Source organism: Streptomyces barringtoniae (genome assembly GCF_020819595.1).
In the GTDB taxonomy this organism is placed as follows: Bacteria; Actinomycetota; Actinomycetes; order Streptomycetales; family Streptomycetaceae; genus Streptomyces; species Streptomyces barringtoniae.
This window is the reverse complement of record NZ_JAJHNP010000009.1, coordinates 157,289-172,456: the sequence shown is the minus strand read 5'-3', so window position 1 is coordinate 172,456 and position 15,168 is coordinate 157,289. Positions and strand designations below refer to the sequence as shown.

Sequence of the window (15,168 nt, the reverse complement as noted above, 5' to 3'; positions counted from 1 at the left end):
TGACGTGACCGACCGCCGACGCCGCACCGCCCCCTCCCGCCGCAAGGCCCCCGTCCGCCGCCACGGCCGCACCCGCCAGATCACACCCCGCACCCACTGGCTCCTGCTGAGCGTGCTCGCGGTGACGCTGTCGACGGCACTCCTGCTGCAGGGCTACACCCACCACATGTTCGGGATCAGCCCGGACGACGTGACCGGTGCCCGTGGCCGGAACGACGCGGTGCCCGCCCGGGTGACCCACGGCGGCCCGGTGATCGCGAACGCCGCCTCCTCCGCGCACACCGTCCGGGTCAGGGACCGCACCATCGCCCTCACCTTCGACGACGGCCCCGACCCCGTCTGGACGCGGCGCATCCTCGACGTGCTGCGCCGCGACCATGTGCGCGCGACCTTCTTCGTCGTCGGCACCGAGGTCGTGGACCACCCGGACCTGGTCCGCCGCATGATCGCCGACGGCCACCAGATCGGCATCCACACCTTCACCCACCCCGACCTGGCCCGCCTCGCCCCCTGGCAGCGTTCCCTGGAACTGCGCGAGACCCAGCTGGCGGTGGCCGGCGCGGCCGGGGTCACCACCGCGCTGCTCAGGCCGCCGTACTCCTCGTCGAACGCCGCGCTGGACGACGCCGACTGGTCCGTCCTCGAGCAGGCCGACCAGGCCGGCTATGTCACGGTGCTCTCCACCCAGGACGCCGAGGACTGGCAGCGACCCGGCACCGCCCGCATCGTCGCGAACGCGACGCCGCACGGCCACGCCGGTCAGGTCCTGCTGATGCACGACGGCGGCGGGGACCGCGCGGAGACCGTCGCCGCGCTGGCCACCCTGATCCCGAGACTGAAGGCACGGGGCTTCCGGTTCGCGACGGTCGGCGCCGCCGTCGGCATGGCCGGGCCGGTCCAGCGCGCCGGCCTCGGCGACCACCTCCAGGGCCTGGCCCTCATCACGGTGCTGCGGACCGGCGACTGGGTCGTATGGCTGCTGGGCGTGCTGATGTACGCGGCCGGAGCGATCAGCGTGCTGCGCGCGGCGGTCGTGCTGATCGCGGCCCGCCGGCACCGGCGCCTGCGTTCCGGGCGCCGGGGCCGCTCCTGGGGGCCGCCGGTGACCGTACCGGTCAGCGTCATCGTCCCCGCGTACAACGAGAGCGCCGGGATCGAGGCGGCCGTGCGCTCCCTGATCGCCTCCGACCATCCGGTGGAGGTCATCGTGGTGGACGACGGCTCCTCCGACGGCACCGCGGACCTGGTGGAGTCGCTCCGGCTGCCGGGGGTGCGGGTGATCCGGCAGGAGAACGCGGGCAAACCGGCCGCGCTCAACACCGGGCTCGCCGCGGCGAGTTGCGACCTGGTGGTCATGGTCGACGGCGACACGGTCTTCGAACCCGACGCCGTCCGCACCCTCGTGCAGCCCTTCGCCGACCCCCGCGTGGGCGCCGTCTCCGGCAACGCCAAGGTCGTCAACCGCGGCGGCCTGCTGGGACGTTGGCAGCACATCGAGTACGTGGTCGGCTTCAACCTCGACCGCCGCCTGTTCGACCTCGCCGAGTGCATGCCCACCGTGCCCGGAGCCGTCGGCGCCTTCCGCCGCCGCGCGCTGCTGGACCTCGGCGGCGTCAGCGACGTCACCCTCGCCGAGGACACCGACCTCACCATGGCCCTGTGCCGCGACGGCTGGCGCGTGGTGTACGAGGAGGGCGCGGTGGCCTGGACCGAGGCGCCCGCGTCCCTGAACGCCCTGTGGCGGCAGCGGTACCGCTGGTGCTACGGCACCCTGCAGGCGATGTGGAAGCACCGTGGCGCGCTGGTCCAGCGCGGCGCCGCCGGCAAGCTGGGCCGCCGGGGCCTGGTGTATCTCCTCCTCTTCCAGGTCCTGCTGCCGCTGCTCGCCCCGGCCGTGGACATCTTCGCCCTGTACGGCCTGGTCTTCCTCGACCCGCTCCGGATCGCCGGCCTGTGGCTGGCCTTCCTGCTGCTGCAGCTCGGCATGGGCCTGTACGCCTTCCGCCTGGACGGCGAACGCCCCGGCCCGCTGTGGAGCCTGCCGCTGCAGCAGTTCGTCTACCGGCAGCTGATGTACCTGGTGGTGATCCAGTCCGTCTTCACCGCCGTGTCCGGCTCACGCCTGCGCTGGCAGCGCATGGAGCGCTACGGCAGCCTGCAGGCTCCGCTGGCCGTTCCCCAGGCCGGTCACCGGCCGCCCGTCCCCCACGACACCACCCAGTGGTACTGAACCCAGTGATACCGAAAGGAAAGTGATCCGAGCCCATGAGCGGAACCCGGCGCCGACCGCCGCAGCGGACCAGCTCCGGCAGGCGTGCGGCCGGCGGCCGCGGCAGGGGCCGTACCGACGTGCGGAAACGTTTGATCGACTATCCGCGCGCCGGCCGGACCGGCCCGCGCCGCTGGCTGCCGTCGTGGCGCCAGGTGCTGGCGTCGTTCCTGCTCTGCGTCGGCGCAGTGGCCGCGGCCGTCGGGTACGCCTACGCCACGATCAGCGTCCCCGACCCGAACCCCCAGACGCTGCTCCAGAACAACGTCTACTACTGGTCCGACGGCACCGTGCTGGCGACCGACGGCAGCGTCAACCGGGAGAACGTCACCCTGGCCCAGGTCCCCGCCGACGTGCAGGGGGACTTCATCGCCGCCGAGAACGCCTCCTTCTACACCGACCCGGGCATCGACCCGCAGGGCGTCGCGCGCGCCCTCGTGCACATGGCCGAGGGCGGCTCCGTCCAGTCCGGATCGACGATCACCCAGCAGTTCGTCAAGAACACCTACCTCGACCAGTCGCAGACGCTGTCCCGCAAGTTCAAGGAACTGCTGATCTCCGCCAAGATCGGCGCGAGCATGAGCAAGCAGCAGATCCTCCAGGGCTATCTGAACACCTGCTTCTTCGGCCGCCAGGCCAACGGCATCCAGGCCGCCGCCCGCGTGTACTACGGCCTCCCGGTCGAGAAGCTCACCGTGAGCCAGGGCGCGTTCCTCGCCGCCGCGGTCAACGAGCCGAGCCTCTTCCAGTACGCCGACGCCGACCCCCGGGCCCGGGCGCAGGCGCAGGCCCGCTGGTCCTGGGTGCTCGACCGGATGGTGAAGACCGGCAGGCTGACGCAGCAGCAGCGCGCCCGCATCGCGGCGGCCGGCTTCCCCGCGCCCCGCAAGTGGGCCCCCGGATCCGGGCTCACCGGCCAGACCGGCTATCTGGTCCAGCTGGCCCGCTCGTACGTCCAGGCACACGACCCCGGCGTCACCGACGGCAGCCTGAGCCGCGGCGGCTACCAGATCCACACCACCTTCGACCGCAAGAAGACGGCGGAACTGGCCAGGGCCGTCGCCAAGGTGCGCGCCGAGCGTCTCGACCCCGCCCACCGGGCGGCCGACCGGAACGTCCAGGCCGGCGCCGCCTCGGTGGACCCGGCGACCGGCCGGATCCTGGCCGTCTACGGCGGCCCCGGCTACCAGCAGGCCCACTACTCCGACAACGCCGACACCTCCGGCGTCCCGGTGGGGTCGACCTTCAAACCGCTCGTCCTCGCCTCCGCGCTCCAGTACGGGGCCGTCCTGAAACCGGGCACGCCTCCGGCACCGATCACCCCGGGCAGCAGGTTCGACGGCGACGACGGCATCCAGATCAAGGACCGGCAGGGCGACTACGTCACCGACGACAAGGACCCCACCGGCCTCCTCCACCAGCACAACGACACCCCGCACCGCTGGGGGTACATCTCCCTGCGCACGGCGATGGAGCAGTCGGTCAACACGCCGTACGTGCAGCTGGGCGAGGACGTCGGCTACGGCGACGTGGCCCGCACGGCGAAGACCCTGGGCCTGCGCCCGGAGAGCCTCGCCGCGCCCAGCGCCGGCTTCTACATCGGCACCTCCACGCCGAGCGCGATCCGCATGGCGGGCGCCTACGCGACGTTCGCCGCCTCCGGGATGCAGGCCACGCCGTACTCGGTGACCAAGGTGACCCACGACGGCGCGGTCCTGCCGGGATTCACGGCTCCCGCCCCCGTACGGGCCCTGCCGGCGGCGGTCGCCGACAACGTGACCGACGTCCTGCGGGGCGTCATCACCCGCGGCACCGGCACCAGGGCCCAGGCACTCGGCCGTACGGCGGCGGGCAAGACCGGCACCACCGACGACTACCGCTCGGCCTGGTTCATCGGCTACACCCGCCAACTGGCCACGTCGGTCGTCCTCTTCAAGGAGGACCCCGCCCATCCCCAGCTCCAGTCCCTGGCGGGCGTCGGCGGCCTGCAGAAGGTGTTCGGCGGGGACATCCCGACCGAGATCTGGACCGCGTACATGCGCAACGCCCTGTCCGGCCTGCCCGACCTCCCCTTCCCCGCCCCGGCACCCCTGGGCCACGGCAGCAACGAGCCCGGCGCCCCCTCACCCTCCCCCAGGCCCACCCACACCCCGGCCAAGCACGCCACCAGACCGGGCAAGCACACGCCCGTCACGACCACCCCCGCGCCCGGCCTTCCGGCGCCGGGCCCCAGGTGCCATGCGCACAAGTGCCGTTGACAGCACTTCGCCCCGTCGGCCGACCGGCGGGGCGAAGCGGACTGTGCGGTTCTCGGTGTGTTACTTGGTGAAGGCGGCCACGCCGTTCGGGGTGCCGAGGCCGGTCGGGCCGTCGTAGCCCTTGCCCGCCTTGCAGAGGTAGTTGCTGCAGGACCCGTTGGAGCCGTCGCTGACGTCGTTCAGCTTGTCCGGGTGGGCGTAGGGGTAGGACGCCGGGACGTCACCGCTGCCCGGGGCGCCCGCGAGGGCGTAGACGCCGGCGACGAACGGTGCGGAGGCGCTGGTGCCGCCGTACACGTTCCAGCCGCTGGCCTGGTAGGTGTCGTAGACGGCGAGACCGGTGGCCGGGTCGGCGACGGCGGCGACGTCGGCCACGGCGCGCTTGGCGCAGTCGGTGTCCTTCTGCCAGGACGGCTTGGCGTCGTACTGCGAGCAGCCCGAGCCCGCTCCCTCGCCGCCGGCTGAGGTGCCCCAGACGGACTCGGACCAGCCGCGGGTGCTGCTGTCCTTCTTGAGCGAGGTGCCGCCGACGGCCGTCACGTACTGGGAGGCGGCCGGGTACTCGGTGCCGTAACCGCTGTCGCCGGAGCTGACGGTGATGGCGACGCCGGGGTGCTTGAAGTACTTGTCGTCCGCCTGGGTGTCGGCGGCCTCCTCGCCGCCGCCGTAGCTGTTGGAGACGTACTTGGCGCCCTGCTTGACGGCCTGGTTCACGGCCGCGCCGAGGTCGTCCATGCTGGCGGACTTGGCCTCGACGAGCAGGATGTGGCACTGCGGGCAGGCCGCGCTGACCATGTCGACGTCGAGGGAGATCTCGCCGGCCCAACCCGAGTCGGGCGCCGGGTAGTTGGTGCCGCCGTCCTGGTCGATCTTCTTGAAGCAGCCGTTGCTCGTGCTGCACTCCGGCAGGCCGTACTGGGACCGGTAGGCCGCCAGGTCCTTCTCGGCGTTCGGGTCGTCGTTGGCGTCGACGATGGCGACGGTGGCGCCCTTGCCGCCGTCCTTGGGCAGGTTGTAGGCGGCCTGCAGATCGGCCGGCCCGAAACCCTTGGGGGTGTCGTGGCGGCCGAGGGACTTCTGCGGCGTGAGGTCGGTGCGGACCACCGCCTGGCAGGCCATGTAGCCGGGCTTGGTGGGCTCCGAACACAGCGGGCGGGTGTGCACCGTGGAGGCCGTGGAGGCGGTGGGCGACGCGGTGGTCGTCGTGGCGAACGCCGACGACTGCGCGGCGACGGCGAGGCCGCCGGTGATCAGAGCCGCCGCGGACAGGAACGCGGGCGCGCCGCGGCGTATCAGGGTCCTTCTGCGGTGAGAACGCAATGAACTGCCCTCCGTGGGGGGATGGGTGGCTCCGCACCGGCGGCCGGAAGTGCTGTTATGTCATAGACATGACAAGCGCTTGCCGTTGGGGGTGGCCGGGCGGAGTCGATTTGGGCATCCTGCTGATGCTGCCACCCTGGTCAGTGGTGGCTAGATACGAGGCTATGGACAATTTGCCGAAGAGAACAGAGCCAGTTGGTAAAAACCTTGGGATCAACTCTCGGCGCGGCCCGGTACGTTGTGCAGCCATGGAGCTTGAAGACGGAACCGTCAACGACCTGATGTCGCTGGGCCTGGCCCGCTACGAGGCACGGGTCTACCTGACCCTCGTCAGGCGTGGTTCTTACACGGCCGCCGAGGTGGCCCGGGAGGCCGACGTGCCGCGCCAGCGCGTGTACGACGTGCTGGACGCCCTCGTGCGGCGGCAGCTGGCCACCGTCCACCCGGGGCGGGTGGCGACGTACTCCGCCGTCACACCCGAGCTGGCCCTCGCCCGCCTGATGGCCGCGCAACGGGAGACCGTCGACCGACTGGAGCGGGTCTCCCAGGACTTGGCCGGCCTCCTGCAGCCCCTGTGGTCCCAGGGCCGGGACCACACCGACCCGCTGGACTACATCGAGATCCTGCGCGACCCCAAGGCGATCTCCGAACGTTTCGCCGACATCCAGCGGCAGGCGCGGCACGAACTGCTCACCTTCTGCAAACCGCCGTTCGTCGCCCCCACCGAGAACGCGGACGGCCTGGCGGTGGTCCATCGGCTGCACCGTTCGGGCGGCACCGTCCGCGCGATCTACCTCGACGACGCCTTGGACGACCCCGAGCAGGTGGACCACGTACGGCGCTTCGCCGCGGCGGGCGAGGAGGCCCGCTTCGCCCCCGAACTGCCCCTGAAACTCGTCGTCGCCGACGCCTCCCTCGTCCTGTGCGACATGCCCGATCCGGTGGCCGGTGCCGGCTCCACCACCACGCTCTTCATCGAACACCCGGCCCTGGCGGGCTGCCTGCGGCTGGCTTTCCACACGGTGTGGAAGGACGCCGCGCCGAGCCGCGAGCCGGGTCCGACACCCTGAGAGCCGTGCGACACGACCGGGTGAGCCCGGGGGGCTCCGGATGGCGCTGCTGGTGAGCGCCATGGTGCATATCGGATTAGCCTCCGAAATGAGCGCTTAATGGATCTCTCGACGATGCGCTCCACTCGACCCAAGGAGGACACATGCGCAAGCTCTCCAAGGCCGCTGTCGCGGCCGCGGTTGTCGCTAGCGTGAGCTTCATAGCCACCGGCACCGCCACCACCGCCGCCACCGCCCAAGCCGCGGTCGCGCCTCGCGGCGGGTGCGTCGACATCCTGGGTGAGGTGGGCATCGGCAACGGCGTGCTCGGCAACTTGCTGAACGGCGAGGGCAATCCAGGCGCGCAGTTCACCGAGTGCTAGCCGGTCACCCAGTGTTGTCCTCACGTGTGTAGTGGATGCCGAAGGCCCCGGACCGTGACCGGCCCGGGGCCTTCGCGCGCAGCCGTGCCGGCCGTGGACAGCACCATCCGGCCCCCGCCCGAAGGCGCCGCTGATCCCATGCCATGACCCCTCTCACAGCAGGGGCGGGCGCCGGGTGAGCACCTGTGAATCGATGTCTTACGCACGGGAAACGAGGCGCCTGCCGGACCGCCTCTAGCCTCGCCGTGCATGAGGGGGAACCGAATCCGCCGACCCGACCACTTCGTCCGCATGCCCGGCTGGGGCTCCATCCGCGGCCGTATGGCGATCGTCCTCGCCGTACCCACCTGTCTGCTCCTCGCCCTCACCGGGCTGGGCGTCGCCGGCCGCGCCCACGACTGGTCCGCCGCGCGGGCCACGGAGTCCCGGGTCGGCCTCCTGCTGCGGGAGCAGGACCTCGTCCGTGAGCTCCAGCGCGAACGTGGCCTCACCAACGGCCTGTTGAGCGGCGCCGAGCAGTACCGGGACGAGGTGCGCGGGCAGCGGGCGCGCACCGACGACGCGCGTACGTCCCTGACGGCGGCGCTCGCAGAGCAGAGCGGCGAGCTGCCCGGGGCCGCCGCCTCCGCCTTACGCCGGGCCCAGCTCCCGCTCGTCGGCCTCACCGCGACCCGTACCGCCGTCGACACCGGCACGGCCGACCGCACCGCCACCCTCCGCTTCTACACCGGGGCCGTCACCGCGCTGATCGACGCCGAAGGGGCCGGCGCGCCCGACGGCGACCGCCGCATCGAGCGAGGTGTGCAGGCGCTGCAGTCCCTGGCGCGGGCCACGGAGGCCGTGGCCCTCGAACGCGGCTCCCTGAACGGAGTGTTCGCGGCCGGGCGGTTCCGGGCCGGCGAGTACCTCGACTTCACCGACGTCCGCGCCACGCGGGTCGCCGCGCTCGGCCAGTACCGCCAACTCGCCGACGGGGCCGAGAAGTCGTCCCTCGACCACGCCTTCGCAACGGCTGCCGCCCGCCGCGTCACCGGGTACGAGGCCAGGGCCGAGGCGGGTGCCGACGGCTCGCGCCTCGGCGTCGCCCCCACCCGCTGGTGGGCCGACATGACGACGCTCGTCGACGCTCTGCACGGCGTGCAGAAACAGGTCGGTGACGACGTACGGGCACGAGCGGACCAGGTCGGCGACGCGGCCACCAGGGAACTCGCCGGATTCCTGGCGCTGGGCGCGCTGATCCTCGCCGTGGCCTGCGCGCTCGCGGTGTTCTCGGCCCGCTCCATCACCCGCCCCCTGGGCGCCCTGGCCGACGAGGCGGACGCGGTCGCGGGCACCAGGCTGCCGGACGTGGTCAGGCACATCCAGGAGGCCGACCCCGACACCCCGGTGCCCGCGCATCCCGAGGCGGCCGAAGTCCCCGGCACCGCACGGGAGATCACCCGGCTGGTCGCCGCTCTGCGCAATGTCGAGCGCACCGCCGTGGGCCTCGCCGCCGAGCAGGCCGCCCTGCGCCGCACCAGCACCGAGTCGCTGGCCAGTCTCGGCCGCCGCAACCAGGCGCTCCTGAGCCGGCAGCTCGGGCTGATCACCACGCTGGAGAGCCAGGAACTCGACCCGGACGCCCTCGCCGAACTCTTCGAGCTCGATCACCTGGCGACGCGCATGCGCCGCAACGCCGAGTCCCTGCTCGTCCTCGCCGGCGAGGAGCCCCCGGCCCGCCGGTGGCCCGGCACGGTCACCGTCACCGAGGTGGTGCAGTCGGCCGTCGCCGAGGTGGAGCAGTACCAGCGGGTCGCCGTGACCGACGTCGAGCAGTGCCGCGTCCGGGGTCACTGTGTCGCCGAACTCTCCCACCTGCTGGCCGAGTTGGTGGAGAACGCGCTCATGTTCAGCCCGCCCCAGCAGCCCGTCGCGGTGTACGGCTGGCGGGACGGCGGCGAGTACTGCCTCGCCGTGGTCGACCGGGGAATCGGGATGACGCAAGAGCGCATGTCCCAGGCCAACGCCCTGCTGTCCGGCAGGGCCGGCTCCCTGCTCGCCGCGCCCACCCGGTTCCTCGGCCACCACGTCGTCGGCGCGCTCGCCGTCCGCCTAGGAGCCCATGTCGAGCTGCGTCCCACGCAGGGCTCGGGCGTCACGGCGTACGTCGCCCTGCCCACCGCCCTGGTCCAGCAGCCGGACGCCTCGACGACCGCGGCGGCCACGTGAAGGCCGGTGAGGCATCCCACGCCAAACTGCTCGTCCGCCCCAACGAGCAGGTCTGACCCCCGCCGGTCCGTGTCGGACCTGCAGGGTCGGACGCACCGGTTGCCGCCGCGCTCTTCGGCGACAACCGGGCGGAGCGGGCCGTACCGGTCTCGTGCGGCTCGCGGCTCTTTTCCGAACCGCCGGCCCGTGCGGGACGCGGGTCGCGTGCCCGCTCCCTGACCGGGTGCCACATCCTCGGCCTTCCAACCCGCAAACAGTGCGTGATCCGCCGTCGTACCGGAGGTACGGGAAAGGTCACGAATCGAGCGCACGCTCGTCGGCTCGCGCGTCCCAGACCGGCGCGGCCGGGCGCGCTTCGTGGCAGGTGAAGCCGAGCCGGGTCAGTGCCCGCCGCATCTCGGTGGTGGTGAAGTCGCGGCGGTCCTGCCGGGTGATCACTTCACCGACCTGCATCACGGGGTAGACGCGGCCCTCGATGGTCACGGCCACGCCGGTGACGGGTTCGGGCGCGATCCCGCTCATGGACTGCTCGACCTCACTCTTGATCAGGTCGAAGGGGAATCTGGCGATGACACAGCGCATGGATGCCTCCACAGGGACGACGGTCAGGGCGTGAGAGCGAGGATGCCGAGGGCGTAGCCGTGCTGGTCGATCACGGGGGACACCGCCAGGGCCCGGTCCCGTATGGCGGCTTCCGCCTCGCCGAGCGCGGCCATGGACGAGGTGAACGGTCCGCGGTCGAGCGGGATGTCCCGCAGTCGCGTCCGGTCGCTGTACCACGTGCGGCCGCGGTGTGCGGCGAGCTGGGCCCGCGTGACCAGTCCCGCGCACCGTCCGTCCTCGTCGCGCAGGAGCAGGTGCGGGACGCGGGCACCTATGAGGACGGACAACGCCACGTCCACGGCCATGTGGTCGTCCACCTGGGGCCCCGGAGCGTGCATGGCGTCACGAGCGGTCAGACCGGTGCCGTGGGAGTCGTCGGTGCCGTCGGCCTGTCGGGGCCTGGGCGGAGTCGGCGTCAAGGGCTTCTCCTCTTCGTCGGGCCTGAGCGGGCCGTGCGGGCCGGGCCACGGCTCCCACCGGCCACCGGGAGCGCACCCCCGTGCTCGGCGCTACGAGTTCTTCCTCGAGGCGAGGCGACGGGCTCGGGCGGCGGCCCGGTCACCACCCCCGCTGCGGGCGGCGGCCCGATCACTCCTGCCGCGGCCGGCGGCCCGGGCTCTGCGGCTCCGGCCGACGGATCCCTCGCCCTCGCGTCGTCCCTCGCCCTCGGGTCGTACGTCGGCCGGTGGGGTGACGGTGACGGGCACGCCGGAGGGGGTCCGGGCGCCGGTGATGCGGTGCAGTTCGGCCTCGCCGGGACGGATCCGGACGGCTTGCGGAGTGATTCCGGCGTCGGTCATCAGTCGGTCCACGGTGCGCCGCTGGTGCGGCAGGACGAGGGTGACGACGGTGCCGGACTCGCCGGCGCGGGCGGTACGGCCGCCGCGGTGCAGGTAGTCCTTGTGGTCGCCGGGAGGGTCGACGTTCACGACGAGGTCGAGGCCCTCGACATGGATTCCGCGGGCGGCGACGTTGGTGGCCACCAGGACCGTGACGTGGCCGTCCTTGAACTGGGCGAGCGTCCGGTTGCGCTGTGCCTGGGACTTTCCGCCGTGCAGGGCCGAGGCACGCACCCCGACGGACAGCAGGTGCTTGGCGAGCCGGTCCGCCGCGTGCTTGGTGTCCAGGAACATGAGCACGCGTCCGTCGCGGGCGGCGATCTCGGTCGCGGCGGTGTGCTTGTCGGCGTCGTGCACGTGCAGCAGATGGTGCTCCATGGTGGTGACGGCTCCCGCGGACGGGTCGACCGAGTGCACCACGGGGTCGTGGAGGTAGCGGCGCACCAGGAGGTCGATGTTGCGGTCCAGGGTGGCCGAGAACAGCAGGCGCTGGCCGTCGGCGGGGACCTGGTCGAGCAGCGCGGTCACCTGCGGCATGAAGCCCATGTCGGCCATCTGGTCGGCCTCGTCCAGGACGGTGACGGCGACCTGGTCCAGCCGGCAGGCTCCCCGCTCGATGAGGTCCTTGAGCCGGCCGGGCGTGGCGACGACGACTTCGGCCCCGGCGCGCAGGGCACTCGTCTGACGGCCGATCGACAGGCCGCCCACCACGGTGGTGAGCCGCAGTCGCAGGGCGCGGGCGTAGGGGGTGAGCGCGTCGGTGACCTGCTGGGCCAGTTCCCGGGTGGGCACGAGTACGAGGGCCAGCGGCTGCCGGGGCTGGGCCCGCTGTCCGTCCAGGCGGGCCAGTACCGGCAGACCGAAGGCGAGCGTCTTGCCCGAGCCCGTACGGCCCCGGCCCAGGACGTCCCGGCCCGCCAGTGCGTTCGGCAGCGTGGCCGCCTGGATCGGGAAGGGCACGGTCACGCCCTCGGCACGCAGCGCGGACTGCAGCCGGTCGGGGATGTCCAGTGCGGCGAAGGTCTCGACCGCGGGCAGCGGCTCGGTCAGGGTGACCGGCAGGGCGAACTCCTGCCGGCGCGTCTGCTGACCACGGAAGCGGCTGTCGCGGGCGGATCCCGACGAACGGGCGGAGGTCTTGTCTGTGCGGTAGCGCCTGGAATTGCCGCTGGTACGACGGGTTCGGTTCATGGGGGAACCTTCCTCGATGCGGCGTATCGAGGAATTCCCGTCGGCGGCGGGCGGCCGCACGAGGAATCACAAGAATGAGCCGAAGAAAAAAAGACAAAAGCTGGGGCCCGCACCCCTAGAGCGCGGGCCTCAGCCACATCATGCGCGAGCCGGTGGCTCGCGACGGTTCGCGTCAGCGTCAGGCGGGAACGATGTTCTCCGCCTGCGGGCCCTTCTGGCCCTGCGTGACGTCGAAGGTCACCTTCTGGCCTTCCTGAAGCTCGCGGAAGCCGCTAGTGGCGATGTTCGAGTAGTGGGCGAACACGTCAGCGCCGCCGCCGTCCTGCTCGATGAAGCCGAAGCCCTTTTCCGCGTTGAACCACTTCACGGTGCCAGATGCCATATTGAATCTCCCTTGGGGGGCAGTGCCGACCCCGCACTTTGCGGAGTCGAGTCGCCGCGATGATCACCCCTCCGGAAAGATCCGGAAAGCTCTGCAAAGAAAAATTCTCTGGCAACCAAAACTGCAACTGCTATCACGCTAACACAGGTGGGTGGCAGGGCCCATGCATTTTGTGGGGCGTCCGGTAATTCTCGCCCCACCGCAGTCCATAATTCTGTACCGGCGGGACTAGCTATCCGCGTCGTGCTGGTCCAGCTTCCGGCGCATCTCCCGGTTCAGCCGGAGGGCGTCGTCTAGCTGGTCCTCCAGGGAGACGATGCGGCACGCGGCCTCGATGGGGGTGCCCTGGTCGACCAGTTCACGGGCGCGGGCGGCGGTGCGCAACTGGCGGCGGGAGTACCGGCGGTGGCCGCCTTCCGAACGCAGGGGAGTGATCAGCCCGGTCTCGCCGACGGCACGGAGGAAGGCGGGGGTGGTGTCGAGAACGTCCGCGGCCCGTCCCATGGTGTAGGCGGGGTAGTCGTCGTCGTCGAGGTTGCCGGCGACAGGGGCGTTCTCGGCGGGCATGGCACCTTCGTTTCGAAGCGCGGCGGGGAACCCAGGCGTGCGTGGCACCCGCGCTCCGAAGACCCAGCGCCATCTGCCTCGTGCAGCAACCCTAACTCCGCCGGGGCCGGACATGTGGCCTCGCCATTGCAGACTTCCGCGTACGCGGGCGGCGCCGGCCGGCGAGTCCGCCGGAGCCGTAGTACCCCGGTACCACCCGCCCGGCAGTGTTCGGCCCCCGGTACCACCGGATCCGGGAGGTCGCCGACCTAGCGTGGCGGAGGAGGCGCCGGCCGTGCCGGGTGCCGGAGTCCGAGGGAGAGAACGCGAATGATCGAGGCACAGCAGCTCACCAAGAGGTACGGGGAGAAGACGGCCGTCGACGGTCTGGACTTCACCGTGAAGCCGGGTACGGTGACCGGCTTCCTCGGCCCCAACGGGGCGGGCAAGTCCACGACCATGCGCATGATCGTCGGGCTCGACGCGCCGACGAGCGGCTCCGTCACGGTGAACGGTCACCGCTACGCCCGTCACCAGGCGCCGCTGCAGGAGGTCGGGGCGCTCCTGGAGGCGAAGTCGATCCACCCGGGCCGCTCGGCCTACCACCACCTCCGTGCGCTCGCACTGACCCACGGGATTCCGCGCCGCCGGGTCGACGAGGTCGTCGAACTCGCCGGTCTCGGCAGCGTCGCGAAGAAGCGGGCCGGTGCCTTCTCCCTCGGCATGGGACAGCGGCTCGGCATCGCGGCCGCGCTGCTGGGCGATCCGCAGACGGTGATGCTGGACGAGCCCGTGAACGGACTGGACCCCGAGGGCGTGCTCTGGATCCGCAACCTGCTGACCTCGCTCGCCGACGAGGGACGGACGGTGTTCGTCTCCTCGCACCTGATGAGCGAGGTGGCGCTGGTGGCGGACCACCTGATCATCGTAGGGCGGGGCCGGCTGCTGGCCGACACGACCGTACGGGACCTGGTCCGCGAGGCGGGCGGCGACACCGTGAAGGTCGCCACGCAGGATCCGGCACGGCTGCGGGACGTGCTGGCCGGGCCCGGCGTGGAGATCACCGGCCGCATCGGCACGGAGGAACTGCAGGTCACCGGGATGAGCGCCCGTGAGATCGGGCTGAAGGCGGCCGAGCACGGGATCCCGCTGTTCGAGCTGACCACGAAGGCGGTGTCGCTGGAGGAGGCATTCATGGAACTGACCAGGGACGCCGTGGAGTACCACGGCTCCACCGGCACCGAGACCTCCGGGAGCGCGGCATGAGCACCCTCACGGCGACACCAGAGACCCCCGAAGCCGCCACTCGGGCTCCGGCCCGCCCCGTCTACCGGGTGACCGGACGGCGCGTGCTGGCCTCGGAGTGGGCCAAGCTCTGGTCCCTGCGGTCCACCTGGATCACCCTCGGCCTGGGCCTGCTGTTCCTCGTGGCCTTCGGCGTCATCGCGGCGAGCCACTACAAGTCCAACCTCGACTCCGGCCGGCACATGGACCGCGACTTCGCCACCGCGACGGCGGTCGGTCTGTCGCTGTTCGGCACGAACTTCGCCCAGCTCGCCCTCGGCGTGCTCGGCGTGCTGGTCACGGCGGGCGAGTACTCCACCGGCATGATCCGCTCGACCCTCGCGGCCGTACCGCGCCGGCTGCCCGTGCTGTGGTCCAAGGCGGCGGTGTACGGACTGGTGGCCCTGGTGGTCGCGACCGCCGGCGCGTTCGTCGCCTTCCTCGTCGGCAGCCGGATCGTGTCCGGCACGCCCGCCGCCATGGGCCTCGGTCACGCCGGCGTCGTACGCAGCCTGCTGGGCGCGGGGCTCTACCTCGGCCTGGTCGGCGTGATCGGCGCCGCCCTCGGGGCGCTGCTGCGCTCCGTGGCCGGCGGCATCTCGGTCCTGGTCGCCGCCCTCATGCTGGTGCCCGGACTGGTCTCCTTGCTGCCCACCTCCTGGCAGGGCGACATCGACCCGTACCTGCCCAGCCACGCGGGCGAGTCGATCTTCGCGCTGACCCATGACTCCACCACCCTGTCGCCCTCCGCCGGACTCCTGGTCTTCCTCGGCTGGACGGCGCTGGCGCTGGCGGGGGCGGCGTACCGGCTGCTGCGCAGCGACGTCTGAGCGACG

At 71.9% G+C, this 15,168-nt stretch carries 13 protein-coding genes; 7 read left to right on the top strand and 6 right to left on the bottom strand.

Annotated elements, in window-relative coordinates; genetic code table 11:
• Positions 1-4: 4 nt before the first annotated feature.
• Complete coding sequence (locus tag LMU33_RS18220) at positions 5-2,230, top strand: bifunctional polysaccharide deacetylase/glycosyltransferase family 2 protein (protein WP_228621445.1); 2,226 nt, start codon at positions 5-7, stop codon at positions 2,228-2,230.
• A 119-nt stretch (positions 2,231-2,349) separates the two neighbouring features.
• Entirely contained in the window at positions 2,350-4,527 is a 2,178-nt protein-coding gene (locus LMU33_RS18215; protein WP_228621444.1) for a transglycosylase domain-containing protein, read from the top strand.
• A 60-nt stretch (positions 4,528-4,587) separates the two neighbouring features.
• On the opposite strand, the gene LMU33_RS18210 is transcribed toward LMU33_RS18215, so the two are convergent.
• A complete protein-coding gene (locus LMU33_RS18210) occupies positions 4,588-5,847 on the bottom strand; it encodes a S53 family peptidase (protein WP_228621443.1) in 1,260 nt (419 codons plus the stop codon).
• A gap of 248 nt (positions 5,848-6,095) precedes the next feature.
• Here LMU33_RS18210 and LMU33_RS18205 point away from each other — a divergent pair, with 248 nt between their 5' ends.
• The 3 genes from LMU33_RS18205 to LMU33_RS18195 all read left to right on the top strand — a co-directional run bounded on the left by LMU33_RS18205 (position 6,096) and on the right by LMU33_RS18195 (position 9,487).
• Positions 6,096-6,917: a TrmB family transcriptional regulator gene (locus tag LMU33_RS18205; protein WP_228621442.1), complete on the top strand. Its 822-nt coding sequence runs from the start codon at positions 6,096-6,098 to the stop codon at positions 6,915-6,917.
• Positions 6,918-7,060: 143 nt separating this feature from the next.
• Positions 7,061-7,279, top strand: coding sequence for a hypothetical protein (locus tag LMU33_RS18200; RefSeq protein ID WP_228621441.1), 219 nt, complete (start codon positions 7,061-7,063; stop codon positions 7,277-7,279).
• 249 nt (positions 7,280-7,528) lie between these two features.
• Positions 7,529-9,487: a sensor histidine kinase gene (locus tag LMU33_RS18195; RefSeq protein ID WP_228621440.1), complete on the top strand. Its 1,959-nt coding sequence runs from the start codon at positions 7,529-7,531 to the stop codon at positions 9,485-9,487.
• Between the two features lie 294 nt (positions 9,488-9,781).
• On the opposite strand, the gene LMU33_RS18190 is transcribed toward LMU33_RS18195, so the two are convergent.
• The 5 genes from LMU33_RS18190 to LMU33_RS18170 all read right to left on the bottom strand — a co-directional run bounded on the left by LMU33_RS18190 (position 9,782) and on the right by LMU33_RS18170 (position 13,069).
• A complete protein-coding gene (locus LMU33_RS18190; RefSeq protein ID WP_228621439.1) occupies positions 9,782-10,069 on the bottom strand; it encodes an SCO5918 family protein in 288 nt (95 codons plus the stop codon).
• Positions 10,070-10,092: 23 nt separating this feature from the next.
• The gene (locus LMU33_RS18185; RefSeq protein WP_372477994.1) at positions 10,093-10,509 is read right to left on the bottom strand and encodes a CBS domain-containing protein; all 417 of its coding nucleotides are present in this window, start codon (positions 10,507-10,509) and stop codon (positions 10,093-10,095) included.
• A gap of 90 nt (positions 10,510-10,599) precedes the next feature.
• Complete coding sequence (locus LMU33_RS18180) at positions 10,600-12,120, bottom strand: DEAD/DEAH box helicase (protein WP_228621438.1); 1,521 nt, start codon at positions 12,118-12,120, stop codon at positions 10,600-10,602.
• 178 nt (positions 12,121-12,298) lie between these two features.
• Positions 12,299-12,502 carry a cold-shock protein gene (locus tag LMU33_RS18175; RefSeq protein ID WP_007383480.1) on the bottom strand — a complete coding sequence of 68 codons (204 nt, stop codon included), beginning with the start codon at positions 12,500-12,502 and terminating at the stop codon, positions 12,299-12,301.
• Positions 12,503-12,730: 228 nt separating this feature from the next.
• A complete protein-coding gene (locus LMU33_RS18170) occupies positions 12,731-13,069 on the bottom strand; it encodes a helix-turn-helix domain-containing protein (RefSeq protein ID WP_228621437.1) in 339 nt (112 codons plus the stop codon).
• A 309-nt stretch (positions 13,070-13,378) separates the two neighbouring features.
• On the opposite strand from LMU33_RS18170, the gene LMU33_RS18165 reads away from it, so the two are divergent.
• Together LMU33_RS18165 and LMU33_RS18160 are read left to right on the top strand one after the other, a co-directional pair.
• On the top strand, positions 13,379-14,314 hold the full coding sequence (locus LMU33_RS18165) for an ABC transporter ATP-binding protein (protein ID WP_228621436.1): 936 nt from the start codon (positions 13,379-13,381) through the stop codon (positions 14,312-14,314).
• Entirely contained in the window at positions 14,311-15,162 is an 852-nt protein-coding gene (locus LMU33_RS18160; RefSeq protein ID WP_228621435.1) for an ABC transporter permease, read from the top strand. The genes LMU33_RS18165 and LMU33_RS18160 overlap by 4 nt, the downstream gene beginning before the upstream one ends.
• The last annotated feature ends 6 nt before the right edge of the window (positions 15,163-15,168 follow it).

What these genes read in the sequence shown, in the direction of transcription:
- LMU33_RS18160 (WP_228621435.1), top strand. Translation starts at nt 14,311, where the DNA reads ATGAGCACCCTCACGGCGACACCAGAGACCCCCGAAGCCGCCACTCGG.
- LMU33_RS18180 (WP_228621438.1), bottom strand. Translation starts at nt 12,120, where the DNA reads ATGAACCGAACCCGTCGTACCAGCGGCAATTCCAGGCGCTACCGCACA.
- LMU33_RS18205 (WP_228621442.1), top strand. Translation starts at nt 6,096, where the DNA reads ATGGAGCTTGAAGACGGAACCGTCAACGACCTGATGTCGCTGGGCCTG.
- LMU33_RS18200 (WP_228621441.1), top strand. Translation starts at nt 7,061, where the DNA reads ATGCGCAAGCTCTCCAAGGCCGCTGTCGCGGCCGCGGTTGTCGCTAGC.
- LMU33_RS18195 (WP_228621440.1), top strand. Translation starts at nt 7,529, where the DNA reads ATGAGGGGGAACCGAATCCGCCGACCCGACCACTTCGTCCGCATGCCC.
- LMU33_RS18165 (WP_228621436.1), top strand. Translation starts at nt 13,379, where the DNA reads ATGATCGAGGCACAGCAGCTCACCAAGAGGTACGGGGAGAAGACGGCC.
- LMU33_RS18175 (WP_007383480.1), bottom strand. Translation starts at nt 12,502, where the DNA reads ATGGCATCTGGCACCGTGAAGTGGTTCAACGCGGAAAAGGGCTTCGGC.
- LMU33_RS18190 (WP_228621439.1), bottom strand. Translation starts at nt 10,069, where the DNA reads ATGCGCTGTGTCATCGCCAGATTCCCCTTCGACCTGATCAAGAGTGAG.
- LMU33_RS18170 (WP_228621437.1), bottom strand. Translation starts at nt 13,069, where the DNA reads ATGCCCGCCGAGAACGCCCCTGTCGCCGGCAACCTCGACGACGACGAC.